Genomic DNA, 21,779 nt, shown 5'->3' with positions numbered 1-21,779 from the left:
GCATGAAGGGCTTCGATTTGCGATTCGTGAAGGCGGTCGTACCGTCGGCTCTGGTGTTGTTTCTAAAATTATTGAGTAGTAAAGGAACCCTGCTTCGGCATTTGAGGGATTAAGGAATAAAAATGGAAAGACAAACGATAAGAATTCGATTAAAAGCTTATGATTATAGAATGCTTGATCAATCGGCCCATGAAGTGGCGGATACCGCAAAAAGAACGGGCGCGTTGGTGCGAGGCCCCATTCCCATGCCGACAGCTATTCAAAAATTTACCGTGAACCGCTCTCCCCACATTGACAAAAAGTCGCGGGAGCAGTTTGAGATTAGGACGCACAAGCGCGTTCTTGATATTGTGGATTGGACACCTCAAACAGTGGATGCCTTGATGAAGCTAGAGCTTTCTTACGGCGTTGATGTAGAGATCAAATTATAGGAATTATGATGATGAGAACAGGTTTAGTTGCAGAAAAAATTGGGATGACGCGTCTTTTTGACGAACAAGGAGAGCATGTTCCTGTAACGGTTCTTCATTTAGAATCTTGCCAAGTTTTAGCCCATAAAACAGAAGCTCTTCATGGCTATAATGCCGTTCAGATTGGTTTTGGAAAGGGCCGTGAAAAGTCTTTGAACAAAGCTGAAAAGGGATTGTATGCCAAGCATAAGGTGGATGTGAAAAAGGGCCTTAAAGAATTCCGAGTGGGGGAAGATGCCTTCCTAGAAGTAGGCCTGACGCTTCATCCTGACCATTTCAAAGTGGGACAGTATGTGGATGTGGTTGGCACGTCTCTCGGAAAAGGATTTGCGGGGGTAATGAAGCGCCACAACTTTGGAGGCAACCGGGCCTCCCATGGATGTTCCGTTTCTCACCGGTCGCATGGATCCACAGGACAACGTCAAGACCCAGGAAAAGTTTTCAAAGGCAAGAAAATGGCTGGACATCTTGGCGCGGAAAGGGTAACTATTCAGAATCTCCAAGTTGTTCGTTTGGATTCTGACAAAGGGCTCATTTATTTAAAGGGCGCCGTGCCAGGGCACAAAGGGTCTTTCATTACCGTGACAGACGCAATTAAAAGAAAATAAAAGGATTTTTTTCTCATGCAATGGGATCTCATAGATTTAGAAAATAAGAAACTAGGGTCGATTGATCTAAGCGACCATGTTTTTGGCATTCCAACCCGTCCGGATATCATTCACAGAATGATTCGTTGGCAGCTCGCGAAGGCGCGTTCTGGCAACCATCAAACTAAGGAAATTTGGGCGGTTAGAGGAACCACAAAGAAACCCTTCCGTCAAAAGGGAACAGGGCGCGCGCGTCAAGGATCTCTTCGGGGTCCTCATATGCGGGGAGGAGCGGTTGTTTTTGGTCCACACAAAAGAGATCACAGTTTTGACCTTCCAAAGAAAGTACGTAAGTTGGCGCTAAGATCTGTCTTGGCCATGAAGGCAGCGCAAGGTTCTTTGGTTGTCTTGGATGCTTTAGAGATGAAGAAGGCAAAAGCAAAAGACTTAAGTGCCTTGATCCTGAAGAATGGATGGAAGTCGCCTTTGTTTATCGGAGGCACTGAGCTTAATGAAAACTTCTGCAAAGCCTCCAGCAATTTGGCCAATGTGCACGTATTGCCGCAACAAGGGGCAAATGTTTATAGCATTATGAAGTGTGGTACTTTGGTTTTGTCAAAGGATGCCGTGCATCACTTAGAAGCGAGATTGGTATGAAAAAAATAGAACCAAACAAAATTTCAGTTGGTTTGGCATACGACATTATTCGGACGCCTTTGATTACAGAAAAGGCCACGTTTTTGACACAGAATAATCAGTATTCTTTCAAAGTTGCTACGGATGCAACCAAGAAAGAAGTGAAGGCTGCTGTTGAAAAAATCTTTAAAGTAGCAGTGGTTTCTGTTAATACCATGAACGCGGCTGGAAAATTGAAAGTTTTCAAGGGGCGTCGTGGTCGGCGGTCTGATTACAAAAAAGCGATTGTTCGGTTAAAAGCCGGTCAAACGATTGATATTAGCGTAGGAATTTAGTTGAAATGGCTTTAAAAAGTTTTAATCCTGTTACTCCTTCTACAAGACAGTTGGTTCTCGTTGACAGAACGGGTCTTTGGAAGGGACGTCCTGAAAAATCTTTGGTTGCGGGTCAAACCAAGACAGGCGGTCGGAACAATCATGGTCGTATTACGTCACGTCGTCACGGGGGTGGGCATAAGCAGCTCTATCGCACCATTGACTTCATACGGTCTAAATTTGATGTGGGCGCAACAGTCGAGCGGATCGAGTACGATCCCAACCGCACCTGTCATATTGCTTTGTTAAAGTATGATGATGGGGTGCTCTCTTATATCATTGCGCCCCAAAAAGTGGCCATTGGCGACCGGTTGCTTTCTGGGTTGAAGGTGGAAGTCCGCCCCGGAAATGCCATGCCTTTATCCAGTATCCCCATGGGAACGATTGTCCACAATGTGGAAATGAAGCCAGGCAAAGGGGGGCAAATCGCTCGTTCTGCTGGGTCTTATGTTCAGTATGTGGGTCGTGATGGCGGGCGGGCGCTCCTTAAGCTTAGCTCTGGCGAAGTCAGATTAGTTTCTCTTGAATGTCGTGCCACCATTGGAGCGGTTTCAAATCCAGATCAAAAGAACATTAACCTTGGCAAAGCAGGCCGTTCGCGTTGGCTTGGACGTCGCCCTTCAGTGCGAGGCATTGCCATGAACCCCGTTGATCACCCACATGGGGGTCGTACGAATGGAGGTCGCCACCCAGTGACTCCATGGGGGAAACATACCAAGGGTAAGAAAACAAGGTCTAATAAATCTACCAGCAAGTGGATTGTTAGCCGCAGGAAGAAATAAGGAGTAATTAAGTGTCTCGTTCAGTTTGGAAAGGCCCTTTTGTTGATGGATATTTGCTGAAGAAAGCAGAAGTTGTTCTCAGCTCTGGTCGTAAAGATGTGATCAAAACATGGTCGCGTCGGTCGACAATTCTTCCTCAATTTGTGGGTGTCACCTTTGGGGTGCACAATGGAAAGAAATTCGTTCCTGTTTTCGTGACAGAAAACATGGTTGGACATAAGTTGGGTGAGTTTGCGCCGACGCGGACCTTTTATGGTCACTCGGCGGATAAAAAAGCTCAGAAAGGTTAGAAATGAGTAAAAAATCGCTTCCAAGGCAGCTCTCTGATAAGCAAGCTCTCGCTTCTGCAAAGGCTATTCGTACATCGCCTCAGAAGTTGGGGTTGATTGCCGATTTGATTCGACACAAGTCCGTGAATGAGGCTTTGGCTCAGCTTACGTTTTCTAAGCGTCGCGTTTCCGGAGAAGTTAAAAAAGTTTTGTCCTCTGCGGTGGCGAACGCTGAGAATAATCATCAATTAGATATAGATCGTTTGTTTGTGATGCGGGTAGAGGTTGGAAAAGCTTTTGTCCTAAAAAGATTTATGGCGCGTGCCAAAGGAAGAGGGGCAAAAATTTTGAAACCGTACAGTAATATAAAGATTGTTGTTGAGCAACGTGAGGAGAATCGCTAATGGGTCAAAAGGTAAATCCAATTTCTATGCGGTTGAAGATTAATCGGACTTGGGACTCTCGTTGGTATGCCTCTAGTCGTGATTACGCAACTTACTTGTCTCAGGACATCAAAATCCGTGAGTATATTTTGGCTAAACTAAGCCAAGCGGCCGTTTCGAAAATTGTGATTGAGCGCCCCAATAAAAAAGCCCGTGTGACGATTTACTCGGCACGTCCTGGTGTGATCATTGGGAAAAAAGGGGCAGATATTGATACATTGAAGCACTCTTTAAGTAAGATTGTTGGGTCAGATGTGACTCTGAATATTCTTGAAATTAGAAAACCTGATTTTGACGCCCACTTGGTGGCTGATTCCATTGCTCGCCAATTAGAGCGTCGCGTTTCTTTCAGAAGGGCGATGAAAAAAGCGGTGCAAACAGCTTTGAAAGCAGGCGTTCTTGGCATCCGAATCAACTGTGCTGGCCGCCTCGGTGGAGCTGAAATTGCTCGGACGGAATGGTACCGTGAAGGCCGCGTGCCTTTACATACGTTGCGAGCGGATATTGATTATGGGTTAGCAACAGCCTTTACCACGTACGGGACTTGTGGTATCAAGGTGTGGATTTTCAAAGGCGAAATCATGGAACATGATCCCATGGCCCAAGATCGCCGCGTTCGTGAACATGTTGTGAATAGATAGGATTTTAGGTTATGTTAGCTCCGAAGCGTACAAAATTTAGAAAAGCTTTTAAAGGCCGTATCCATGGAATGGCTAAGTCTGCCACAGATTTAGACTTTGGAAATTATGGCTTAAAAGCAACGACAGCTGACCGGGTGACGTCGCGCCAGATTGAAGCGGCGCGTCGAGCCATCACGCGTCACTTGCGTCGTGCTGGAAAAGTTTGGATTCGTATTTTTCCTGATGTGCCGGTTTCTCAAAAACCTGCAGAAGTTCGTATGGGAAAAGGAAAAGGAGCACCAGAGTTTTGGGCTTGCCGTGTGAAACCAGGGCGGATTATGTTCGAAATTGACGGTGTGGATGAAGAGTTGGCACGAGATGCGTTGACGCTTGCCGCGGCAAAGCTTCCTGTGCGTAGCCGATTTATTATTAGATAGGATTGAGACAATGAAAGCCATTGATCTTAGGAAGAAAAAGACAGATGAACTGAAAAAAATGGTTCTGGATTTAAAAAAAGAATCCTTTAACCTTCGGTTTCAGAAAGTCGCTGGTCAGTTAACAAACACCGTGCGTGTGCGAGAAGTGCGTCGGTCCATCGCGCGTATTAAGACACTTCTCAACGCCGGACGCAAACAAAAGTAGTTAGGAAAAGATAAAAATGCCTCGTCGAGTACTTAAAGGAGTTGTTGTCAGTGATAAAGCAGATAAGACCATCATCGTGAAGGTGGATCGTCGCTTTATGCATCAGGTTTACAAGAAGTATATTACAAAATCAAAAAGGTATGCGGCTCATGACGAGAAGAACGCTTTTGCTGAGGGTGATATCGTCAATATCGAAGAGTGCCGTCCCATTTCGAAAAGAAAAACTTGGATTGTTCTCTCAAAAGCAGATAAGGCATAGGGTAGTATTATGATTCAAATGCAAACAAGTTTACACGTTGCTGATAACTCGGGCGCGCGTCGTGTTGAGTGTATCAAGGTGCTTGGTGGGTCTAAAAGACGGACGGCATCCATTGGCGACATTATCGTTGTCACGGTGAAAGAAGCTATTCCGCGCGGTAAGGTTTCTAAAGGAAGCGTTCACAAGGCGGTGATCGTGCGGACGGCTCATGGGATTGTGCGGAATGATGGGACAAAGATTTCCTTTGATAACAATGCCGCCGTTCTTTTGAATAATCAAGGCGAGCCCATTGGAACGCGTATTTTCGGCCCTGTTACCCGTGAATTGCGTTCTAAGAATTTTATGAAAATTATTTCTTTAGCCCCAGAGGTTCTGTAATGAACAAAAAATTTCATGTCAAAAAAGGCGATCATGTTGTGGTCATTTCAGGAAGTCATAAGGGTAAGTCCGGAGAGATTTCTAAAGTTTTCACTGAAAAAGATCGCGTTATTGTAAAGGGTGTCAATGTGGTGAAGAGGCATTTACGCCCAAGCCCTGCAAACCCAAATGGTGTTCTTGAAAAAGAATTGAGCCTTCACGTGTCTAATGTGGCGCATATGGATATGGAAACAAGGAAACCCTCGAAGATGGGGATCAAGATTTTAGCCCAGGGTGAAAATAAGGGTGAAAATAAGGGCAAAAAAGTTCGTTTCTTGAAGAGTTCAGGTAAAGAGTTAAAGTAGAGATAAAATGGTTAGATTGAAAAAGCTATATGTAGAGTCATTAAAGCCAGAGCTTATTCAGCAGTTTTCTTATACCACGCCTATGCAGGCGCCGGTGCTTAAGAAAATTGTTCTGAACATGGGTGTGGGAGAAGCGGTGCGGGACAATAAAAAGATCACGGCGGCTGTCACAGACTTGACAGTGATTGCGGGCCAAAAACCTGTGGTGACAAAAGCACGCGGATCTATTGCGGGATTTAAAGTACGGGAAGGCATGGATCTTGGGGTGAAAGTAACCCTGAGAGGTGCTCGCATGTATGAATTTTTAGACCGGTTGATTACCATTGCCCTTCCACGGGTTCGTGACTTTCGCGGCGTTTCTCCTCGTAGTTTCGACGGAAAAGGGAACTATGCACTGGGTATTAAAGAACAAATCGTTTTCCCCGAGATTGATTATGACAAAATTGATCAAATCAGAGGACTAAACGTGGTTATTGTGACAACTGCTAAAACCAATGAGGAGGCCCGCGCGCTTCTGAAGGGGTTTGGCATGCCGTTTATAAATTAGGAGACATTGATGGCAAAAAAAGGTTCCATTGAATCGAACGAAAAAAGAAAGAAAGTTTGTGCTTCTTTTCGTAAAAAAAGAGCTGAACTGAAGAAGGTTGTTCAAGACAAGAATGTGTCGGTGGATGATCGCTTTCAAGCTGTTTTGAAATTGGCTGAACTGCCGCGGAGTGGTTCACGTGTACGGATTCGGAATCGGTGCGCTGTTTCGGGTAGAGCGCGTGGTTATTATAGACATTTAGGTTTATCTCGTATTGCGTTAAGGGACCTGGCATCTGCGGGTGCCATTCCCGGAATGACAAAGTCGAGTTGGTAAGATAAAGGATTATAAAAAATGACAATGACAGACCCTATTGCAGATTTGCTATCCCGCATTAGAAACGCTCACAAAGCAAAGAAAAGTGCTGTGCGCTGTCTTTATTCTAAAATCAACCTCAACATCCTTGAAGTGTTGAAAGAGGAAGGGTATATTCGCGCATATCAGGTACATCCTGTGCGAGAAGGGATCTCTGAGATAGAAGTCGAGCTGAAGTATTTCGAAGGGATGCCGGTCATCCAAAAGATTGATCGGGTGTCAACCCCGGGTCGCAGAACATATTCTTCCATTGAAAGTCTTTCTAAGCCTTCCAATGGTCTTGGAATGTATGTATTATCCACCTCGAAAGGCATTTTATCGGATGCCGCCGCGCGCAAGCTAAATGTGGGCGGAGAAATTTTGTGTCGAGTATTTTAAAGAAAAGTTAGGTTATTATGTCTCGTATCGGTAAAAATCCAATTATTATTCCTGCTGGCGTTACGGTTGATCTAACCCCAGGACTTCTGAAAGCAAGAGGCTCTCGGGGTGAGCTATCTGTGGCGCTTCACAGTTCTGTGGAGGTAACTTATGCAGATTCCAAAATTTTGGTTCACCCTCGGGATGAGTCAAAAGTCGCTCGATCCATGTGGGGCACTGTGCGCAATTTGATCGCAAACTTGGTGGAAGGGGTGACCAAAGGATTCTCTGTCAACCTAGAAATCAGCGGTGTGGGATATCGTGCCGCTGTGCAAGGATCAAATCTTGTGATGCAGCTGGGATATAGCCACGAAGTTGTGTATGCCATCCCCCAGGGGATTACGATTAAGTGTGAAAAGCCAACTTCTATCACTGTTTCTGGAGCAAGCCGTCAACGTGTAGGACAAATAGCTGCAGAAATCAGAGGATTCCGTCGTCCTGAACCGTATAAGGGCAAGGGCATCAAGTATGAAAACGAACGTATTGTTCGTAAAGAAGGTAAGAAGAAGTAAAATGAATTCTAAAAAAGAACTTTCTAATCGTCGTCAATACAGAAATCGATGGGCCATTAAGTCTCTATCGAAAACGAAAAAACCGCGTCTTTCTGTGTTTCGGTCAAATCAGCATATTTATGCTCAGATTATCGATGATGAAAAGGGCGTGACGCTCGCGTCTGCCTCCTCTCTTGATCAAAAGCTTAAAGCTCAGATTCAGAAGGGGTGGAATATCGCCTCGGCAGAAGCTGTTGGGATCGCTCTGGCAGAGCGCGCTCAGAAAGCGGGGATTAAGGCCGTTGTATTTGATCGGGGACCCTATATTTACCACGGCCGTGTGAAGGCTTTGGCAATGGGGGCTCGTTCTGGTGGATTAGATTTTTAATTAAGGACAAAAAATGGCACGCGAGAAATCGGAAAAAATTGAAAGTGGACTTGTTGACAAGCTCGTCGGTATTAACCGCGTTACGAAGGTTGTAAAAGGAGGAAAAAACTTTTCCTTCTCAGCTTTGGTTGTTGTGGGCGATACAAAAGGACGTGTTGGGTACGGGCTTGGAAAAGCAGCTGAAGTGCCAGATGCTATCCGTAAAGCGAATGAACAAGCGCACAGGACGATGATTAAGGTTCCCTTAAGAGAAGGTAGGACCGTACATCATGATTTGATCGGTCACTTTGGGGCTGGTCGTGTGGTGATTCGCACAGCGACAGTTGGAACTGGAATTAAGGCCGGTGGACCTATGCGGGCTATTTTTGAAGTGCTCGGGATACACGACGTGGTTGCAAAATCCGTTGGATCAAACAACCCACACAACATGGTAAAGGCAACTTTCGAGGCCTTGAAGAACGTCTCTTCTCCGCGCCAAGTGGCTGCCCGTCGTGGGAAAAAGATTTCGGAGATTATAGGCAACAGAGAAACAAAATCCTCTGCGGCGGAAAATGGTGTGTCAGATGAGTAAGGGTAAATTAAGAGTCGAACAGACCGGCAGCGCCATCGGGCGTAAGGATTATCAAGCTCTGTGTTTGAAAGGCTTGGGGCTTGGGAAACTCCATCGCGTGAAAGAAGTGGAAGATACCCCTTCTGTGCGGGGGTTGATTCGTCGGGTCAGTCACTTGGTAAAAGTTGAAGACATTAAAGGATAATTAAAATGAAGTTAAACACAATTCGAGATAATCGCGGGGCGACGTCTGCTCGGAAACGAGTAGGGCGTGGGATTGGATCTGGACTTGGTAAGACGTGTGGTCACGGACAAAAGGGGCAAAAAGCCCGTTCTGGTGTGGCCATTAAAGGGTTTGAAGGGGGTCAGATGCCGATCCAATTGCGTGTTCCAAAGCGCGGATTTAAAAGAGCGTTCGTTCGTGGTCCGGAAGGATCTCTTGTGAATCTTGGAAGCATTCAAGACGCCATTGATGCCAAGAAACTGGATGCAGCAGCTGTGATTACTAAAGAAAATTTGGTGAGCGCAGGGTTGATCCGGAGTGTGGCGGGTACTTTAAAGCTTTTGGCTAAGGGCGACCTCACGGCAAAGATCACCATCGAAGTGGATCAAGCCTCAAAATCAGCCCAAGTTTTTGTTGAAAAACGAGGGGGCCAGGTTAAGCTTCCGACCATTCAAGCGTAAAAAAATAACCATTATTATCTGAGGAATACCATGGCATCGGCGGCAGAACAACTCGCATCCAATTTAGATTTTAGGCTTTTTTCTAAAGCAGAAGAACTAAAAAAACGCATCTGGTTTACGCTAGGGGCGTTAATTATTTATCGTCTTGGAACGTACATTCCTCTCCCCGGTGTTGATATGTCTGTCATTGCCTCCATTGCACAGCGGAATGCCACAGGTATTTTGGGAATGGTGGACATGTTCTCAGGGGGAGCTTTGTGGCGGATGACCATTTTCGCTCTGAACATTATGCCCTATATCACGTCCAGCATCATCGTCCAGCTTTTGGGGGCTGTCTATCCGCCGTGGCAATCTCTTCGCAAAGAAGGAGAATCGGGCCGTAAAAAGCTGAACCAGTATACACGCTATGGCACCGTGTTGTTGGCCTCTATTCAGGCGTTTGCCTTGGCCAAAACATTGGAAAGTCAGCAAGCCGTTCTTGATCCCGGTTTGTTCTTTGAAATCACCACCGTTTTAACCGTCGTGGGAAGTACCATGTTTTTGGTGTGGCTTGGGGAACAGATCACGTCTCGTGGCATTGGAAATGGAATCTCCTTGATTATTTTCTCGGGCATCGTCGCGAACTTGCCCCAAGCAGCGTTGCGCATGATTGATATGGGCCGTGAAGGGGAGTATCACGTGATGTTTATTTTATTCATCTTAGCCCTCCTCGCGGGGGTGATTGCCTTTATTATCTTTGTGGAACGTGCCCAATTAAAAGTGGTGATTCAACAGCCCAAGCGTCAAATGGGTCAAAAAGTGTTCGGAGGAGAAAGTTCTCACTTACCTCTGAAGATTAACAATGCGGGGGTGATCCCGGCCATTTTTGCCAGCTCTCTGCTTTTGCTTCCCATGACGGTGTTGGGGGGATTGAACGTGGAAAACGAGTTTTTGCAGAAGGTCATTTATTATGTTCAGCCGGGGCAACCGGTCTATATGATTTTGTCTAGTTTGCTCATTACCTTCTTTGCCTTCTTTTATACGGCGCTTATGTTTAACCCTGAAGAGACGGCCGAAAACCTGAAAAAATCAGGCACCTTTATTCCGGGCATTCGACCGGGAGCGAGCACGGCAGAATATTTGGACTATGTCTTAACACGCCTCACGGTGGTGGGAGCCGCCTATCTTGTGACGGTTTGCCTCTTGCCAGAATTGTTGAAAGCAAAATATGCGTTACCGTTTTATTTAGGGGGAACCAGTCTTTTAATCGTTGTGGGTGTCACTATGGACACGGTGGCTCAGCTTCACTCGCACCTTCTCGCCTACCAATATGAAGGTCTGTTGAAAAAGTCTCGGTTTAATCTAAAGAAGTAATGCAGAAAAATATTGTATTTTTTGGCCCCCCCGGTTGTGGAAAGGGCACTCAGGCGGCCCTTTTAAAGGGTCCCCTTTCTTTGCACCATGTCTCAACGGGTGCTATTTTGCGTCACGAAGTGCAGCAAAAAACGGTACTTGGGATGAAGATTAAAGAGAATATGGATAAAGGGCTTTTCCCGCCTGAACCGTTAGTTCTGGAAACATTGACAGCATATCTTGCCCATCAGTCTCTTGACTCCGGGTTTATATTTGACGGGTTTCCTCGGACCGTCAGCCAGGCAGAATGGTTTGATCGGTTTCTGTCCACAAAGGGGCAAACGATTCAATGCGTTATTTATTTTGCCATTCAGGAAGAAATTTTAACAAAAAGACTCTCTGGACGCTTTACTTGCGCGGTCTGTGGTGCTACTTATAATGAGTATTTTAAGAAACCTCACCATGAGGGTGTCTGTGATGCGTGTGGGTCGCATGAGTTTACCCGTCGCACAGATGATGCGGTTGAACGCGTTGCAGAACGGCTGCGCATTTATCGCGATCAAACCATGCCCCTTCTTCCTTTTTATCAAAAAAAGGGATTGTTAAGGGAAATTGATGTAACAAAGCCCATGGCAGAGGTGTCAAACGAAATATTGGCAGCCGTGGTGTCGTCAGGAAAGACTTGACTCTGGCCTGTTTTATCTATAGAACCACAGAAAGCCTGTTTTTTCTGTTTTAATTGGACTTTGATTTTAAGGAGTTTTAAGAGTGGCTCGTATTGCTGGTGTGAATGTCCCGTCTCAAAAAAGGGTTGAGATTGCTTTGACGTATATTTATGGCATTGGAAGAACCAAAGCAGCTGAGATTTGTAAGAAAGCAACTATCACCAGTGCACGTCGCGTTCATCAGTTGACGGAAGACGAGTTATCAAAAATTCGAGATATTATCGATGAGGGCTACCAAGTTGAAGGAGACCTGCGTCGGCTTGTCTCTATGAACATCAAGCGCCTTGTTGATTTGGGGTGCTATCGGGGATTGCGTCATCGGAAGGGGCTTCCGACACGTGGCCAGAGAACTCATACCAATGCGCGGACGCGTAAAGGAAAAGCCAAGCCCATCGCAGGCAAGAAAAAAGCAGTTTAAGGAATAAGATTTAAATGGCACAGCAAGGTACTACAAAACTTCGGCGTCGCGAGCGGAAAAATGTTCCCGCTGCCATGGCCCATATCAATTCAACGTTTAACAATACAGTGATCAACATCACTGACCTGCAAGGGAACACCATTGTGTGGTCCACAGCCGGGGCAAATGGATTTAAAGGATCCAAAAAATCAACTCCCTTTGCGGCACAGATCGCGGCGGAAGCCGTTGGGCGTAAAGCAAAAGAACACGGGGTTAAGAATTTAACCGTGGAAGTAAAAGGCCCAGGATCAGGCAGAGAGTCCGCCTTGCGCGCTCTTTTGAGTGTTGGGTTTTCTGTGTCTTCAATTCGCGATGTGACGCCCCTTCCTCACAATGGGACGCGTCCAAGAAAACGCCGCCGAGTTTAATTTTATACGAAAATCATCATAGAGAGTATTGGAGTCCAAAGTGATACAGCAAAATTGGCAAGAGCTTATTAAACCAAAAGATATTCATCTTAAGAACCTTGATAAAGACGGCAACATTGCGCGTTTGGTAGTAGAACCTTTGGAAAGAGGCTATGGCCTTACCCTCGGGAATGCCTTGCGTCGGGTGCTTTTGTCTTCTGTACGCGGCGCTGCCGTGACCTCTATTCAAATCGAAGGTGTGGTCCACGAGTTCTCGTCTATTCCAGGCGTTATGGAAGATGTGACGGATATTATCTTGAACATTAAATCTTTGGCTCTTAAGCTTCATACAACAACCCCTAAAAAAATCCACTTGGTCCACAAGGGTGCAGGCGTGGTGACGGCGGGCATGATTAAGACAGGATCTGAAGTTGAAATCATGAATCCTGATCTGGTGATTTGCCATATGGATAAAGATGCAAGCCTTTCCATTGAAATGACAGTGGAAAACGGTAAGGGGTATCTGCCGGCGGCTCAAAATCGCAAAGAGACCACTCCTGTTGGCGTGATTCCCATTGACTCTCTTTTCAACCCTATTAAGAAGGTTGCGTACTATGTGGAGCATACGCGTGTGGGACAAGTGACCGACTATGACAAGCTTATCATTGAAATTGAAACAAATGGAACGGTAAAGCCAGAAGATGCCATTGCGCTCGGATCTCGTGTGTTGCAAGATCAACTTCGTCCGTTGATCAACTTTGAAGATCCTGTGGAAATACAGAAGACAGAAACTGAAAGCAAGCTACCTTTCTCACCAGCCCTGTTGCGGAAGGTATCAGAACTCGAGCTTTCTGTTCGTGCTGCGAACTGCTTGAAGAACGATAACATTATTTACATCGGAGACTTGGTTCAACGGTCTGAAGCTGAAATGTTGAAGACACCGAACTTTGGTCGTAAATCGTTGAATGAGATTAAACAGGTTTTGGTCAGCATGGGCTTAGGGTTGGGCATGGATGTGCCGGATTGGCCCCCTGAGAATATCGAAGATTTATCAAAAAAGATCGATGAAGCGTCCTTTTAAGATTTTGGAGAATTAAGAAATGCGCCACAAATTATCTGGTAGGAAATTAAATAGAACCTCGAGCCATCGTCGCGCGTTGTTTATGAATATGTCCAACTCATTGTTTTTGCATGAGCAAATCACCACAACCCTTCCCAAGGCAAAAGATCTTCGGTCCGTTGTGGAGAAATTTATTACAATGGCTAAGAATGGGTCTGATAGTTTGCACGTCCGTCGTGTTCTGATGAACCGATTAAACAACAACCAAGAAGTTGTGTCAAAGCTTCTCACCACGTTTGCAGATCGTTATAAAAGCCGCGCTGGCGGATATACGCGCGTCATTAAAGCAGGGTTTCGTTATGGAGATTCGGCGCCTATGGCGGTGATCGAGTTGGTGGACCGTCCCCGCGGCGCTGTTGCTCAAGCGCAGGATACCGTCGTGATTGATCAAGAAGTTGTTGCGAAAAAACCAGCTAAAAAAGCTGCGGCACCTCAGAAAAAAGCCACCGCTCAAAAGGGCCCTGCTCAGAAAAAGCATACGGCCAAGAAAGACAAAGCCTAAAAAAATTTTTGGGGGGAGGCTCTCAAAAATAATTGATGCATTTTATAAACAATATGATATAACTCATCAGTTTTTGTTTTAAGAAGGCGCGTCGTGAAAATTTTATACAGTCTCTGCATGGCTCTTATCCTCCTCATGGGGGGGTGCGATAGAAAACAAGAGGTGACATCCCAAGGCACGCCTCTGATGGTGGGCGTATCGGCGGATAATCGCCCCTTTGAATACTATCAAGAGGGCAAAATGGTGGGGTTTGATATTGATCTCATTCGTCTCGTTGCCGCTCGGTTAGGGCGCCCCCTCGTTCTGAAAGACATGTCCTTTGATGGCCTTTTGGGTGCTTTGCAATCTCACAGTATTGATCTCGCGATTTCTGCCATGACCCCTACGGAAGATCGGATCAAAGCGGTGGACATGACTCAGAAATACCATGAAGCCAAAACCGAGCTTGTTTGTTTGAAAACGTCTCCCATCACCTCTTTAGAGGATGTGAGGGGGCTCGTCCTTGGGGTGCAACAGGGATCCACCCATGAGCAGTTTGCCAAACAAGAACTGGTGGGGCCTTTCAAGGTAACCCTGAAGTCTTTAAACAAAGTTCCAGAATTAATTCAGGAAATTCGTATTGGTCGGATTTCTTGTCTGATTATTGGTCACGGTGAAGCGCGGGCCATTGCCGAGGAAATGCCAGAACTGAAAACCGTTCCCATCGACCGCAACTCCACCGGCGGGGAAGCCATTGCTTTGCCCAAGGGATCAAACCTCACCGCGCCCATCAATGAGGTCCTCACGGAGCTTAAGAAAGAGGGAACGTTGCAGAAGTTGGCCAGGCAATGGTTGAAAGAATAGGCTTTCATGCAGTTTGACAGTATTCTTCCCTCTCTGCCCTTTATTCTAGGGGGTGTGGGGGTGACCCTCAAGTTTACGGTTACCTCCCTGCTCTGTGCGCTGCCCCTGGCCGTTTTGATGGCTCTAGCAAAGATAAGCTCTCTCCGGTCCTTAAGATGGGCGATGACGGCCTATACCTCTGTGTTCAGAGGCACACCTCTGTTGGTGCAATTGGGCCTCATTTACTATGGCTTACCCCAGTTGATAGGATATACCTTTTCTCCCTTTGAGGCGGGGATTTTGGCGTTTACCTTGAACTCTGTGGCCTACACCTCAGAAATCATGAGGGCGGGCATTCAGTCCATCGATCCGGGGCAGTGGGAGGCCGGCAAGGTTTTGGGTCTCTCGTACACTCAAACCTTTCGCACCATTGTGTTTCCCCAGGCCATGCGGACCATTGCGCCGGCTCTGGTGAATGAGATTGTGGATTTATTAAAAGAATCTGCCCTTGTCTCCGTCATAGGAGAGGCCGATTTATTGAGGCGCACCCAGATTGTGGCGGCGGAAAAGTATCTCTACTTTGAACCCTACATCATCGCTGCCATTGGGTATTATCTTATGGTTCTGGCTGTCAGCAGCATAGCCAAATTGTTGGAAAAGAGGCGTCTCTATGCTTAAGGTCTCTTCTTTATACAAATCCTTTAAATCAACGGAAGTTCTGAAAGACATTTCCTTCGAAATAGCCATGGGCCAGGTTGTTGGTCTCTTGGGCCCTTCGGGGAGTGGCAAGTCCACGTTGTTGCGCTGTCTGTCACGGGTTGAAACTTTTCGGCGGGGAAGAATTTTTTTCAATGGGCATCCTATTACCCATATCTCGTCAGACGAGATTGGACTGGTCTTTCAAAATTTCCAATTGTTTCCCCACCTGACGGTTTGGAAGAACCTTATGTTAGCGCCGTCTTTGTTAAAAAAAGGCAACGATCTTTCTGTCCTGGAGGGGAAGGCCTTGAGTCTCCTTGAAAGTTTTAATTTGGTGAGCAAGCGTGACTCGTACCCCGCCCAATTATCTGGTGGTCAGAAACAGAGAATCGCCATTGCGCGGGCCCTCATGATGGATCCGCCGCTTTTGCTGTTTGATGAGCCAACCTCGGCCTTAGACCCGGGCATGGTGAATGATGTGGGGGCGCTTATCCAAAGCTTAAAGCGGCCGGATCGACTGATTATTGTGGCGACCCACGAATTAAGGTTGGCCCACAAAGTGGCTGACTTTGTGTTTTTTATGGACCATGGGGAACTGCTGGAACAAAAACCGGCAGGGGATTTTTTCACGAACCCTTCCTCTGACTTTGCCAAAAAGTTTCTAGAAAATTATTAAAAAAAGAACAAAGATAGTCTTCAAGAATCTTAGAGTTAGAAAATCCATTCTTTTTCAATAAATAAATTTTTCAGTATTTTTGATTATTTAGATGATCTAAAGAAGAAAATGAGGGTTTTTGTAAGTATATCCTTACTCTTTCTGCGAAATAGCATTGACTAAAGAATAAAAAGGGTTTTTATTAGTATATATAGTCAACCATTAACGTTAACCGAAAGAGGTCAAAAGTGAAAAAAAATGAGCTTATAGTGCAAGTTGCAGAAAATGCAGGATTGTCAAAAGCATCAGCAGCAAAAGCTGTGGATGGCGTATTTGAATCAATCGCAAAGGCTTTGAAAGCAGGGGAAGCTGTGCGTGTTGTCGGATTTGGGACGTTTCTAACAGTACACCGTAAAGCAACTGAAGGACGCAACCCCCGTACAGGCGAAAAAATAAAAATCGCTGCCGCGCGTCTTCCTAAATTCAAAGCAGGAAAAGGACTAAAAGAACGGGTTGCTAAGTAAAAAGGCAACTTTTGTGTTGAAGCAAATTTGTTTATTTGTTATACACACGTGTGTGGTGCAGGGGCGATTAGCTCAGCGGTAGAGCGTCTCGTTTACACCGAGAGGGTCGGCGGTTCAATCCCGTCATCGCCCACCACATGATAACTTGGTTGGGGGTGTAGCTCAGTTGGTTAGAGCGCCGGCCTGTCACGCCGGAGGTCGCGAGTTCAAGTCTCGTCACTCCCGCCACCCATTTTTTTCTTTTCAATCTTGTTTTTTTACTATCCGACGTTTTAAACCCCCGTCTTCGAGGGGCTCATTTTCCTTGTCATCGCAATCCACCCACCGCCTACCACCCGCGTTCCCTCATAAAACACACAGGCTTGTCCCGGAGAGATGCCGTACTCAGGTTCCAGTAAGGTCACAGAGGCGCCAGTGGTTGTACGTGTCACTTCGGCCTGTAACGGCGTTTGGGAAGACCGGATCTTTACCGTGCAGGGAAGGGGAGTATCAGACACCTCGCCCAGCCAGTTAACTTTCTCCATGGTGAAGGTGGTCTGGGCTAGGTCTTCGCGACTGCCCACAATCACTTCCTTTGTGTGGGCGTTCAAACGCACCACATAGAGCGGTTTCCCATCGAGCTCCGTACTGCCCCCAATCCCCAACCCTTTGCGCTGACCGATGGTGTAATGAATAATGCCGGGATGGCGTCCTAAGACAGACCCGTTCACATGAACGATCTCCCCGGGGTCTGCGGCGCCCGGGCGCAATTTCTGAACCACCGATGCATAATCTCCATTGGGGACAAAGCAAATATCTTGGGAATCAGGTTTGTCGGCTACGGATAGACCAAATCGCTTGGCATGTTGCCGTGTTTCAGCCTTGGTGAGGCCCCCCAGGGGAAAGCGGAGATAATCCAGCTCTTCCTGTCGGGTGGCAAAGAGAAAATAACTTTGGTCTTTGGTGGGGTCCACCGCTTGGTGTAGCTCTGCCTTTTCTTCTCCCTTGAGGCGTTGTACGTAATGACCCGTGACCAAACAATGCCCGCCCAAGTCTTTCGCCGTTTTAAGAAGATCCTTGAACTTGACCTGTTGGTTGCACTGAACGCAGGGGATGGGGGTCTCTCCGCGCAAATAACTATCAGCAAAATCATCCATCACTTGTTGTTTGAACACAGATTCATAGTCGAGCACGTAATGGGGGAACCCCATTTTGGTGGCGACTTGACTCGCATCATAAATATCTTGGCCCGCACAACAGGCTTTTGTTTTCCCAATCGCCATGCCGTGATCATAGAGCTGCAGCGTGATGCCTACCACGTCGTATCCCGCTTCCGCGAGCAGAGAGGCGGTGACGGAGCTATCCACCCCGCCCGACATGGCCACCACCACGCGGGTTTCTTTTGACGGGGGGGGGAACCCCAGATTGATCCAATTTAAGTGTGTCATCGTGTCATATATATGCAGGGATTCCTTGAGTTTTTCAAGAAAATAAAGGAAACAAAAGAAGCTCAATGACCAATTTATTTAAAAAAGAACTGTTTGCCTTTTTTATTCTCCTCTCTTTCCATTTCAGTTGGGTCCATTCTTTTTTTATGATAAAACTGGATGGTATGACTCTTGCCAATATTTTAACTCTGTTTCGTATTCTGATTCTCTTCCCTTTTATTGGGATGTTTTATATCGATGCGCATTGGGCGAACGGGGTGGCGGTTGTGTTATACCTAACCGCCTGTTTCACCGATTATCTGGATGGGATGGTAGCGCGTGGGTTTAACCATGTGTCCACCTTTGGGAAATTTTTGGACCCCATCGCGGATAAGTTGCTCATTGCCACCACCATTATCATGCTTGCCGGCACAGGGCGACTCGAGGGTACCGCGTTGCTACCGGCCCTGATCATTCTGGGGCGGGAGATTTTTATTTCGGGGCTGCGAGAACACCTTTCTTTGGAAAACGTTAACGTGCCGGTGAGTGTGCTCGCCAAATGGAAAACAGCCGTACAGATGATCAGCCTCTCGTACCTTTTGGCCGATGGCCCAAAGAAGTATGTCTGGGGGTTTCAAGAAGTGGGGGTGGTTTTGTTGTGGACAGCGGCGTTGCTCTCTCTTATCTCAGGGTATGAGTATTGGCGCAAAGGACGATCGATCATTAACCCATGATGCGTTTGTGCCTCTATCAACCTGAAATTGCTCAAAACACTGGTACCTTACTGAGGCTGGCGGCGTGCATGGGAGTGGGCATGGAGATCATCGAACCCTGCGGCTTCACCTTTACGGACGCTAAACTCAGGCGCTCTGGCATGGATTATAGGGATCGGGTGGATCTAAAGCGCCATTTCTCCTGGGATCATTTTTTAAAAGACAAACCCCAAGGGCGCCTCATTGCCTTGGATGGCAAAGGAGAAGAGACCCATATATCCTTTCAATTTAACCCCAACGACTTGCTTTTGTTGGGGCAAGAAGGGGACGGATTGCCGGATGCTGTGTTACACCAGTGTGACCATCGTGTTCGCATCCCGTTGGTGCCCGGACTCAGATCTTTGAATGTGGCCATTGCCGGAGCGATGGTGCTGAACGAAGCTCTTCGGCAGACCCATCAGTTTCCTGGGCAATTTCCTGGCCAATTTCCACATGAAAATGATGACCCAGAATAAGATTCCCCCTAAAAATTCTAAAACGCTGGTGATTCAACCCTTGCAAGGCATTGGTGATTATATGTGGTTTGTGCGCCACCTCCATGCCATTGCGAAGTCCACCCCCGAAAAAAAAGTGACACTCTTGACCCGCCCTCGGTCACACGCTCAACTATTGGCGGAAGCGGACCCCTCTATCGAAGAAGTGTTGTGGCTTGATCTAAAACCGGGTGTGCATGATGGACCCTTGGGTGTCGTGCGGTTGGCCCAGATGTTGCGGCGGTATCGTTTCCGAGAGGCGTGGATCTTGCACAGCCGAAGCTTACGCTACCCCATCGCCTGTCGGTTGGCAGGGATCTCCACCGTGTACGGGCCAGGTATGGGCCTCCAAAAACCTTTTTTATCCAACCCAGAGACATTTTTAAGCCTTGAAGAACAAAAGCAGCACCCCATTCTTCGCGGGACACGCGTGATGGAGCGGCATCATCTGTCCTTCTTGAAGGAAGAGGCGCCCCTCGCGGTGGATCCCTCTTTTTTGAAAAGCGTGCGGCAAGAATTTGGAAAGCAGAAACATCCCTGGATGGCCTTGTGCATCAGCTCTAGTGAAGCCTCTAAGAAATGGCCAATAGATTCTTTCATCGTGCTCGGAGAAAAAATATTTCAAGAGAAAAAAGGAACTCTTTTTATTTTGGGGGGGCCAGCGGAGGCAGCGGAAGGTATGGAAATTCAGGCAGCCCTCCAGAGACAAGGGGTGGAGGCTATGTTTGTGACGGGGGATTTGCGTCGGACCTTGCAAGTGCTGCGGCTGTGTGACTTTGTGGTGGGAAATGATACGGGTGTCACCCACGCTGCCCCCATGGTGGGGACAAAGGGGTTGGTTTTGTTGGGGCAAGCGCAGGTTCCCATTCACCATTACGCACCGTTGGAAGGGTTGCGGGCGTCCAAGACAGATCAGGTGGTTGAGCTACCCAACAATTTGGAAGAAATTACGCCGGACCAAGTCATGGCCAAACTGAAGAGTTTGTCTTGGGTATGAAGAACAAATCGTCTCTTGAAAAGGGTGTGGAGATTATCCTGGGGTATGTGAAAACACTCAGCTCAGCGCTGGGTCTCCTCAGGTGTTATGAGCTCTATCAAATGTACCTTCTCGGCAGGCAGTATTTCCAAACCTGTTTATCACAAAACCATCACAGGAGTGTGGCACGTGATTTCAGGAGAAGGCTGGTTTCGGCGGAAAGATCTGAAGACGGAGGCCAAAAGCTGCGTTAAAGTCAAACGTGGCACCACGCTGACCCTTCCGAAGGAGGCCATCTTTCAGGTCCGCGCCATCGGCGATTAGCCGTTGAAATTCTTTGTGGTGACCATCCTCCATTGGTCAGGAGATGATGAAGCTGTGGCTTTCATCGGCCATTGGGAGTCGCGGTGAAGAAAAATTGTCTGAATAAAGGATAGCCAAATTGGGGAGGCTATCTCGGACTATTTTACTTATATCACTCGGCATCATAGACGCGACCATTTAACCCAATAATTCCTTTTTTAAAGTTCTCGCGGTTTTCAAGAATTTCTCTTAGGTGGGTTCGGGCTCTATGGGCCAGAGTATTTTTGTAAATAAGCTGTCCATCCTCTTTAGCAGGATAGATTAATTCTTTTAACATACGGGTAACGCGAGCCTGTTTTATTTCTACAGAGGTATTCTTATCTGTTACGATGGCACGAATATTATCGTATTTCTTTTTTGTGAGACCAAATTGGGTTCGGTATTCACCCGGATAGTCACCATATAGATCTGGAATTTCCAAGGGCAAGGTTATGACAACGGCTTGACCCAGCATTTTTCCCACAAAGGAAACCTCCTTCTCTGACAAAATATTGTTTGAAAAATGAGTGGAAATTTTTATGTTTTTCTCCTTATGGTGGGCAACCACATCATAGGGCATCGTTTTTTTTGCGATGGTATCGGTTAAAAAAATTCCTTGCAAATATCCTAGGTGCGTATGTTGACGATGTCCTTCTGCATCGTACAGACTGTCTAGAGTATCAATGTGCCCATAGTCTTTCAAGCCATATCCGTAGTTTCCAGCATGACTCACATCTGTAGTAAAAGATAAAAGAGGATTGCCTTTTGGGAGGCCCTCCACCATCGCTTTGTACTTACTATAAGTTTGTGGCAAAATCGGTTGATTCAGCCCAGAAATAAAGTCAGTACTGTTAGAATAAATTTGTTGAAAGGCATGGCGGCGATTAGAGAAACCCTTACGGTTAATTGTAATGGGTTGACTGGCTTCCATTTTTTTAAAGAAAACTTGGATTTGGGAAACGACAGCGTCTAATGACTTTTCCCGCGCTGGCGTCAGAGGGTCTGTGTAAAGGACGTTATTTTTTTTATGGGCTGCTGCACAATAAATGGGAATTTGAAGACCGTGAGCTGCCATATAATCCCGCTGAGCTTGGTCATCCTCGAAATGGGTAGGGGAGAAGTGGGTACCGCGCCAGAGGACAACAACGGGTTTTCCATCAAATTTAGAAAGATCCTCCGAGGTGGAAAATGGAGCCGAAAGCACATTATGGCTTAAAAATAATAGAAAAAAAGAACTGAGGTATTTCATCGTTTTGGCCTCCTTTACGCAGTTGTGGACTCTAGCTTATAAAATAATCAAATGGAAGAAAAATTTCAGCGGGTCCTCTCTACGAGAACGAACACTCCTCATTCTGCTCGCCACAATACGTCATTCTCGAGGAGGTCCGTCA

37 protein-coding genes and 2 tRNA genes are annotated in these 21,779 nt (G+C 46.6%); 37 read left to right on the top strand and 2 right to left on the bottom strand.

What is annotated here, in order from left to right; genetic code table 11:
* The first annotated feature begins 122 nt into the window (after positions 1 to 122).
* The 33 genes from A2621_04430 to A2621_04270 all read left to right on the top strand — a co-directional run bounded on the left by A2621_04430 (position 123) and on the right by A2621_04270 (position 16,646).
* Entirely contained in the window at positions 123 to 431 is a 309-nt protein-coding gene (locus tag A2621_04430; protein OFW90089.1) for a 30S ribosomal protein S10, read from the top strand.
* A gap of 11 nt (positions 432 to 442) precedes the next feature.
* On the top strand, positions 443 to 1,078 hold the full coding sequence (locus A2621_04425; GenBank protein OFW90149.1) for a 50S ribosomal protein L3: 636 nt from the start codon (positions 443 to 445) through the stop codon (positions 1,076 to 1,078).
* Positions 1,079 to 1,093: 15 nt separating this feature from the next.
* Complete coding sequence (locus A2621_04420; GenBank protein ID OFW90088.1) at positions 1,094 to 1,714, top strand: 50S ribosomal protein L4; 621 nt, start codon at positions 1,094 to 1,096, stop codon at positions 1,712 to 1,714.
* Entirely contained in the window at positions 1,711 to 2,028 is a 318-nt protein-coding gene (locus tag A2621_04415) for a 50S ribosomal protein L23 (GenBank protein ID OFW90087.1), read from the top strand. The genes A2621_04420 and A2621_04415 overlap by 4 nt, the downstream gene beginning before the upstream one ends.
* 5 nt (positions 2,029 to 2,033) lie before the next feature.
* A complete protein-coding gene (locus A2621_04410; GenBank protein ID OFW90086.1) occupies positions 2,034 to 2,849 on the top strand; it encodes a 50S ribosomal protein L2 in 816 nt (271 codons plus the stop codon).
* An 11-nt stretch (positions 2,850 to 2,860) separates the two neighbouring features.
* The gene (locus A2621_04405) at positions 2,861 to 3,139 is read left to right on the top strand and encodes a 30S ribosomal protein S19 (GenBank protein ID OFW90085.1); all 279 of its coding nucleotides are present in this window, start codon (positions 2,861 to 2,863) and stop codon (positions 3,137 to 3,139) included.
* Positions 3,140 to 3,141: 2 nt separating this feature from the next.
* Complete coding sequence (locus tag A2621_04400) at positions 3,142 to 3,522, top strand: 50S ribosomal protein L22 (GenBank protein ID OFW90084.1); 381 nt, start codon at positions 3,142 to 3,144, stop codon at positions 3,520 to 3,522.
* Complete coding sequence (locus A2621_04395) at positions 3,522 to 4,202, top strand: 30S ribosomal protein S3 (protein OFW90083.1); 681 nt, start codon at positions 3,522 to 3,524, stop codon at positions 4,200 to 4,202. Before A2621_04400 ends, A2621_04395 begins: the two co-directional genes overlap by 1 nt.
* 11 nt (positions 4,203 to 4,213) lie before the next feature.
* On the top strand, positions 4,214 to 4,618 hold the full coding sequence (locus A2621_04390) for a 50S ribosomal protein L16 (GenBank protein ID OFW90082.1): 405 nt from the start codon (positions 4,214 to 4,216) through the stop codon (positions 4,616 to 4,618).
* Between the two features lie 10 nt (positions 4,619 to 4,628).
* The gene (locus A2621_04385) at positions 4,629 to 4,823 is read left to right on the top strand and encodes a 50S ribosomal protein L29 (GenBank protein OFW90081.1); all 195 of its coding nucleotides are present in this window, start codon (positions 4,629 to 4,631) and stop codon (positions 4,821 to 4,823) included.
* Positions 4,824 to 4,839: 16 nt separating this feature from the next.
* On the top strand, positions 4,840 to 5,082 hold the full coding sequence (locus A2621_04380; GenBank protein ID OFW90080.1) for a 30S ribosomal protein S17: 243 nt from the start codon (positions 4,840 to 4,842) through the stop codon (positions 5,080 to 5,082).
* Between the two features lie 9 nt (positions 5,083 to 5,091).
* A complete protein-coding gene (locus A2621_04375; GenBank protein OFW90079.1) occupies positions 5,092 to 5,460 on the top strand; it encodes a 50S ribosomal protein L14 in 369 nt (122 codons plus the stop codon).
* The gene (locus A2621_04370) at positions 5,460 to 5,804 is read left to right on the top strand and encodes a 50S ribosomal protein L24 (protein OFW90078.1); all 345 of its coding nucleotides are present in this window, start codon (positions 5,460 to 5,462) and stop codon (positions 5,802 to 5,804) included. Before A2621_04375 ends, A2621_04370 begins: the two co-directional genes overlap by 1 nt.
* 7 nt (positions 5,805 to 5,811) lie before the next feature.
* Complete coding sequence (locus A2621_04365) at positions 5,812 to 6,351, top strand: 50S ribosomal protein L5 (protein OFW90077.1); 540 nt, start codon at positions 5,812 to 5,814, stop codon at positions 6,349 to 6,351.
* A gap of 9 nt (positions 6,352 to 6,360) precedes the next feature.
* Positions 6,361 to 6,666 carry a 30S ribosomal protein S14 gene (locus tag A2621_04360; GenBank protein OFW90076.1) on the top strand — a complete coding sequence of 102 codons (306 nt, stop codon included), beginning with the start codon at positions 6,361 to 6,363 and terminating at the stop codon, positions 6,664 to 6,666.
* A gap of 18 nt (positions 6,667 to 6,684) precedes the next feature.
* Positions 6,685 to 7,083, top strand: a complete 399-nt coding sequence (locus A2621_04355) for a 30S ribosomal protein S8 (protein OFW90075.1) — start codon at positions 6,685 to 6,687, stop codon at positions 7,081 to 7,083.
* A gap of 17 nt (positions 7,084 to 7,100) precedes the next feature.
* Complete coding sequence (locus A2621_04350; GenBank protein OFW90074.1) at positions 7,101 to 7,634, top strand: 50S ribosomal protein L6; 534 nt, start codon at positions 7,101 to 7,103, stop codon at positions 7,632 to 7,634.
* A gap of 1 nt (position 7,635) precedes the next feature.
* Positions 7,636 to 8,001, top strand: coding sequence for a 50S ribosomal protein L18 (locus tag A2621_04345; GenBank protein ID OFW90073.1), 366 nt, complete (start codon positions 7,636 to 7,638; stop codon positions 7,999 to 8,001).
* A 13-nt stretch (positions 8,002 to 8,014) separates the two neighbouring features.
* Entirely contained in the window at positions 8,015 to 8,572 is a 558-nt protein-coding gene (locus A2621_04340) for a 30S ribosomal protein S5 (protein ID OFW90072.1), read from the top strand.
* The gene (locus tag A2621_04335) at positions 8,565 to 8,756 is read left to right on the top strand and encodes a 50S ribosomal protein L30 (GenBank protein ID OFW90071.1); all 192 of its coding nucleotides are present in this window, start codon (positions 8,565 to 8,567) and stop codon (positions 8,754 to 8,756) included. The genes A2621_04340 and A2621_04335 overlap by 8 nt, the downstream gene beginning before the upstream one ends.
* 5 nt (positions 8,757 to 8,761) lie before the next feature.
* On the top strand, positions 8,762 to 9,235 hold the full coding sequence (locus A2621_04330) for a 50S ribosomal protein L15 (protein OFW90070.1): 474 nt from the start codon (positions 8,762 to 8,764) through the stop codon (positions 9,233 to 9,235).
* Between the two features lie 30 nt (positions 9,236 to 9,265).
* Entirely contained in the window at positions 9,266 to 10,588 is a 1,323-nt protein-coding gene (locus tag A2621_04325; GenBank protein OFW90069.1) for a preprotein translocase subunit SecY, read from the top strand.
* Positions 10,588 to 11,253: a hypothetical protein gene (locus A2621_04320; protein OFW90068.1), complete on the top strand. Its 666-nt coding sequence runs from the start codon at positions 10,588 to 10,590 to the stop codon at positions 11,251 to 11,253. Before A2621_04325 ends, A2621_04320 begins: the two co-directional genes overlap by 1 nt.
* Before the next feature lie 82 nt (positions 11,254 to 11,335).
* Positions 11,336 to 11,710 carry a 30S ribosomal protein S13 gene (locus A2621_04315; GenBank protein OFW90067.1) on the top strand — a complete coding sequence of 125 codons (375 nt, stop codon included), beginning with the start codon at positions 11,336 to 11,338 and terminating at the stop codon, positions 11,708 to 11,710.
* 14 nt (positions 11,711 to 11,724) lie between these two features.
* The gene (locus A2621_04310; protein OFW90066.1) at positions 11,725 to 12,117 is read left to right on the top strand and encodes a 30S ribosomal protein S11; all 393 of its coding nucleotides are present in this window, start codon (positions 11,725 to 11,727) and stop codon (positions 12,115 to 12,117) included.
* Between the two features lie 40 nt (positions 12,118 to 12,157).
* Entirely contained in the window at positions 12,158 to 13,177 is a 1,020-nt protein-coding gene (locus A2621_04305) for a DNA-directed RNA polymerase subunit alpha (GenBank protein ID OFW90065.1), read from the top strand.
* Between the two features lie 19 nt (positions 13,178 to 13,196).
* On the top strand, positions 13,197 to 13,718 hold the full coding sequence (locus A2621_04300; GenBank protein ID OFW90064.1) for a 50S ribosomal protein L17: 522 nt from the start codon (positions 13,197 to 13,199) through the stop codon (positions 13,716 to 13,718).
* A gap of 93 nt (positions 13,719 to 13,811) precedes the next feature.
* Complete coding sequence (locus A2621_04295; GenBank protein OFW90063.1) at positions 13,812 to 14,561, top strand: hypothetical protein; 750 nt, start codon at positions 13,812 to 13,814, stop codon at positions 14,559 to 14,561.
* A 6-nt stretch (positions 14,562 to 14,567) separates the two neighbouring features.
* Complete coding sequence (locus A2621_04290; GenBank protein OFW90062.1) at positions 14,568 to 15,218, top strand: arginine ABC transporter permease; 651 nt, start codon at positions 14,568 to 14,570, stop codon at positions 15,216 to 15,218.
* Positions 15,211 to 15,915, top strand: a complete 705-nt coding sequence (locus A2621_04285) for a hypothetical protein (protein OFW90061.1) — start codon at positions 15,211 to 15,213, stop codon at positions 15,913 to 15,915. The genes A2621_04290 and A2621_04285 overlap by 8 nt, the downstream gene beginning before the upstream one ends.
* Positions 15,916 to 16,142: 227 nt before the next feature.
* Entirely contained in the window at positions 16,143 to 16,418 is a 276-nt protein-coding gene (locus A2621_04280) for a DNA-binding protein HU (GenBank protein ID OFW90060.1), read from the top strand.
* Positions 16,419 to 16,479: 61 nt separating this feature from the next.
* Positions 16,480 to 16,554, top strand: a tRNA-Val gene (locus tag A2621_04275).
* Positions 16,555 to 16,569: 15 nt separating this feature from the next.
* Positions 16,570 to 16,646: transfer RNA gene (locus A2621_04270), tRNA-Asp, on the top strand.
* Positions 16,647 to 16,690: 44 nt separating this feature from the next.
* Here A2621_04270 and A2621_04265 read toward each other — a convergent pair.
* The gene (locus A2621_04265) at positions 16,691 to 17,845 is read right to left on the bottom strand and encodes a tRNA 2-thiouridine(34) synthase MnmA (protein OFW90059.1); all 1,155 of its coding nucleotides are present in this window, start codon (positions 17,843 to 17,845) and stop codon (positions 16,691 to 16,693) included.
* A 164-nt stretch (positions 17,846 to 18,009) separates the two neighbouring features.
* Here A2621_04265 and A2621_04260 point away from each other — a divergent pair, with 164 nt between their 5' ends.
* From A2621_04260 to A2621_04245, 4 genes are all read left to right on the top strand, one after another.
* Positions 18,010 to 18,558 (top strand): CDP-diacylglycerol--glycerol-3-phosphate 3-phosphatidyltransferase, encoded by a 549-nt coding sequence (locus A2621_04260; protein OFW90148.1) that lies wholly within the window; start codon positions 18,010 to 18,012, stop codon positions 18,556 to 18,558.
* Positions 18,558 to 19,052 (top strand): hypothetical protein, encoded by a 495-nt coding sequence (locus A2621_04255; GenBank protein ID OFW90147.1) that lies wholly within the window; start codon positions 18,558 to 18,560, stop codon positions 19,050 to 19,052. Before A2621_04260 ends, A2621_04255 begins: the two co-directional genes overlap by 1 nt.
* Complete coding sequence (locus tag A2621_04250; GenBank protein ID OFW90058.1) at positions 19,039 to 20,067, top strand: hypothetical protein; 1,029 nt, start codon at positions 19,039 to 19,041, stop codon at positions 20,065 to 20,067. The genes A2621_04255 and A2621_04250 overlap by 14 nt, the downstream gene beginning before the upstream one ends.
* 87 nt (positions 20,068 to 20,154) lie before the next feature.
* Positions 20,155 to 20,370 (top strand): hypothetical protein, encoded by a 216-nt coding sequence (locus A2621_04245; protein ID OFW90057.1) that lies wholly within the window; start codon positions 20,155 to 20,157, stop codon positions 20,368 to 20,370.
* Between the two features lie 151 nt (positions 20,371 to 20,521).
* Here the strand turns inward: A2621_04245 and A2621_04240 are convergent, their stop codons facing one another.
* Positions 20,522 to 21,637: a hypothetical protein gene (locus tag A2621_04240; GenBank protein OFW90056.1), complete on the bottom strand. Its 1,116-nt coding sequence runs from the start codon at positions 21,635 to 21,637 to the stop codon at positions 20,522 to 20,524.
* Positions 21,638 to 21,779 lie beyond the last annotated feature (142 nt).

It is taken from the genome of Alphaproteobacteria bacterium RIFCSPHIGHO2_01_FULL_41_14 (assembly GCA_001767855.1).
Lineage (GTDB): Bacteria > Pseudomonadota > Alphaproteobacteria > UBA7879 > UBA5542 > 2-01-FULL-41-14.
This window is presented reverse-complemented; position numbering and strand designations above follow the sequence as displayed.

Excerpts from the sequence above, each read along its gene's own strand:
- A2621_04375 (OFW90079.1), top strand. The coding sequence starts at position 5,092 with ATGATTCAAATGCAAACAAGTTTACACGTTGCTGATAACTCGGGCGCG.
- A2621_04285 (OFW90061.1), top strand. The coding sequence starts at position 15,211 with ATGCTTAAGGTCTCTTCTTTATACAAATCCTTTAAATCAACGGAAGTT.
- A2621_04300 (OFW90064.1), top strand. The coding sequence starts at position 13,197 with ATGCGCCACAAATTATCTGGTAGGAAATTAAATAGAACCTCGAGCCAT.
- A2621_04345 (OFW90073.1), top strand. The coding sequence starts at position 7,636 with ATGAATTCTAAAAAAGAACTTTCTAATCGTCGTCAATACAGAAATCGA.
- A2621_04335 (OFW90071.1), top strand. The coding sequence starts at position 8,565 with ATGAGTAAGGGTAAATTAAGAGTCGAACAGACCGGCAGCGCCATCGGG.
- A2621_04390 (OFW90082.1), top strand. The coding sequence starts at position 4,214 with ATGTTAGCTCCGAAGCGTACAAAATTTAGAAAAGCTTTTAAAGGCCGT.
- A2621_04310 (OFW90066.1), top strand. The coding sequence starts at position 11,725 with ATGGCACAGCAAGGTACTACAAAACTTCGGCGTCGCGAGCGGAAAAAT.
- A2621_04360 (OFW90076.1), top strand. The coding sequence starts at position 6,361 with ATGGCAAAAAAAGGTTCCATTGAATCGAACGAAAAAAGAAAGAAAGTT.
- A2621_04255 (OFW90147.1), top strand. The coding sequence starts at position 18,558 with ATGCGTTTGTGCCTCTATCAACCTGAAATTGCTCAAAACACTGGTACC.
- A2621_04415 (OFW90087.1), top strand. The coding sequence starts at position 1,711 with ATGAAAAAAATAGAACCAAACAAAATTTCAGTTGGTTTGGCATACGAC.
- A2621_04380 (OFW90080.1), top strand. The coding sequence starts at position 4,840 with ATGCCTCGTCGAGTACTTAAAGGAGTTGTTGTCAGTGATAAAGCAGAT.
- A2621_04410 (OFW90086.1), top strand. The coding sequence starts at position 2,034 with ATGGCTTTAAAAAGTTTTAATCCTGTTACTCCTTCTACAAGACAGTTG.
- A2621_04320 (OFW90068.1), top strand. The coding sequence starts at position 10,588 with ATGCAGAAAAATATTGTATTTTTTGGCCCCCCCGGTTGTGGAAAGGGC.
- A2621_04430 (OFW90089.1), top strand. The coding sequence starts at position 123 with ATGGAAAGACAAACGATAAGAATTCGATTAAAAGCTTATGATTATAGA.
- A2621_04250 (OFW90058.1), top strand. The coding sequence starts at position 19,039 with ATGACCCAGAATAAGATTCCCCCTAAAAATTCTAAAACGCTGGTGATT.
- A2621_04385 (OFW90081.1), top strand. The coding sequence starts at position 4,629 with ATGAAAGCCATTGATCTTAGGAAGAAAAAGACAGATGAACTGAAAAAA.
- A2621_04265 (OFW90059.1), bottom strand. The coding sequence starts at position 17,845 with ATGACACACTTAAATTGGATCAATCTGGGGTTCCCCCCCCCGTCAAAA.
- A2621_04365 (OFW90077.1), top strand. The coding sequence starts at position 5,812 with ATGGTTAGATTGAAAAAGCTATATGTAGAGTCATTAAAGCCAGAGCTT.
- A2621_04260 (OFW90148.1), top strand. The coding sequence starts at position 18,010 with ATGACTCTTGCCAATATTTTAACTCTGTTTCGTATTCTGATTCTCTTC.
- A2621_04330 (OFW90070.1), top strand. The coding sequence starts at position 8,762 with ATGAAGTTAAACACAATTCGAGATAATCGCGGGGCGACGTCTGCTCGG.
- A2621_04340 (OFW90072.1), top strand. The coding sequence starts at position 8,015 with ATGGCACGCGAGAAATCGGAAAAAATTGAAAGTGGACTTGTTGACAAG.
- A2621_04350 (OFW90074.1), top strand. The coding sequence starts at position 7,101 with ATGTCTCGTATCGGTAAAAATCCAATTATTATTCCTGCTGGCGTTACG.
- A2621_04240 (OFW90056.1), bottom strand. The coding sequence starts at position 21,637 with ATGAAATACCTCAGTTCTTTTTTTCTATTATTTTTAAGCCATAATGTG.
- A2621_04400 (OFW90084.1), top strand. The coding sequence starts at position 3,142 with ATGAGTAAAAAATCGCTTCCAAGGCAGCTCTCTGATAAGCAAGCTCTC.
- A2621_04325 (OFW90069.1), top strand. The coding sequence starts at position 9,266 with ATGGCATCGGCGGCAGAACAACTCGCATCCAATTTAGATTTTAGGCTT.
- A2621_04395 (OFW90083.1), top strand. The coding sequence starts at position 3,522 with ATGGGTCAAAAGGTAAATCCAATTTCTATGCGGTTGAAGATTAATCGG.
- A2621_04245 (OFW90057.1), top strand. The coding sequence starts at position 20,155 with ATGAGCTCTATCAAATGTACCTTCTCGGCAGGCAGTATTTCCAAACCT.
- A2621_04425 (OFW90149.1), top strand. The coding sequence starts at position 443 with ATGAGAACAGGTTTAGTTGCAGAAAAAATTGGGATGACGCGTCTTTTT.
- A2621_04355 (OFW90075.1), top strand. The coding sequence starts at position 6,685 with ATGACAATGACAGACCCTATTGCAGATTTGCTATCCCGCATTAGAAAC.
- A2621_04370 (OFW90078.1), top strand. The coding sequence starts at position 5,460 with ATGAACAAAAAATTTCATGTCAAAAAAGGCGATCATGTTGTGGTCATT.
- A2621_04420 (OFW90088.1), top strand. The coding sequence starts at position 1,094 with ATGCAATGGGATCTCATAGATTTAGAAAATAAGAAACTAGGGTCGATT.
- A2621_04290 (OFW90062.1), top strand. The coding sequence starts at position 14,568 with ATGCAGTTTGACAGTATTCTTCCCTCTCTGCCCTTTATTCTAGGGGGT.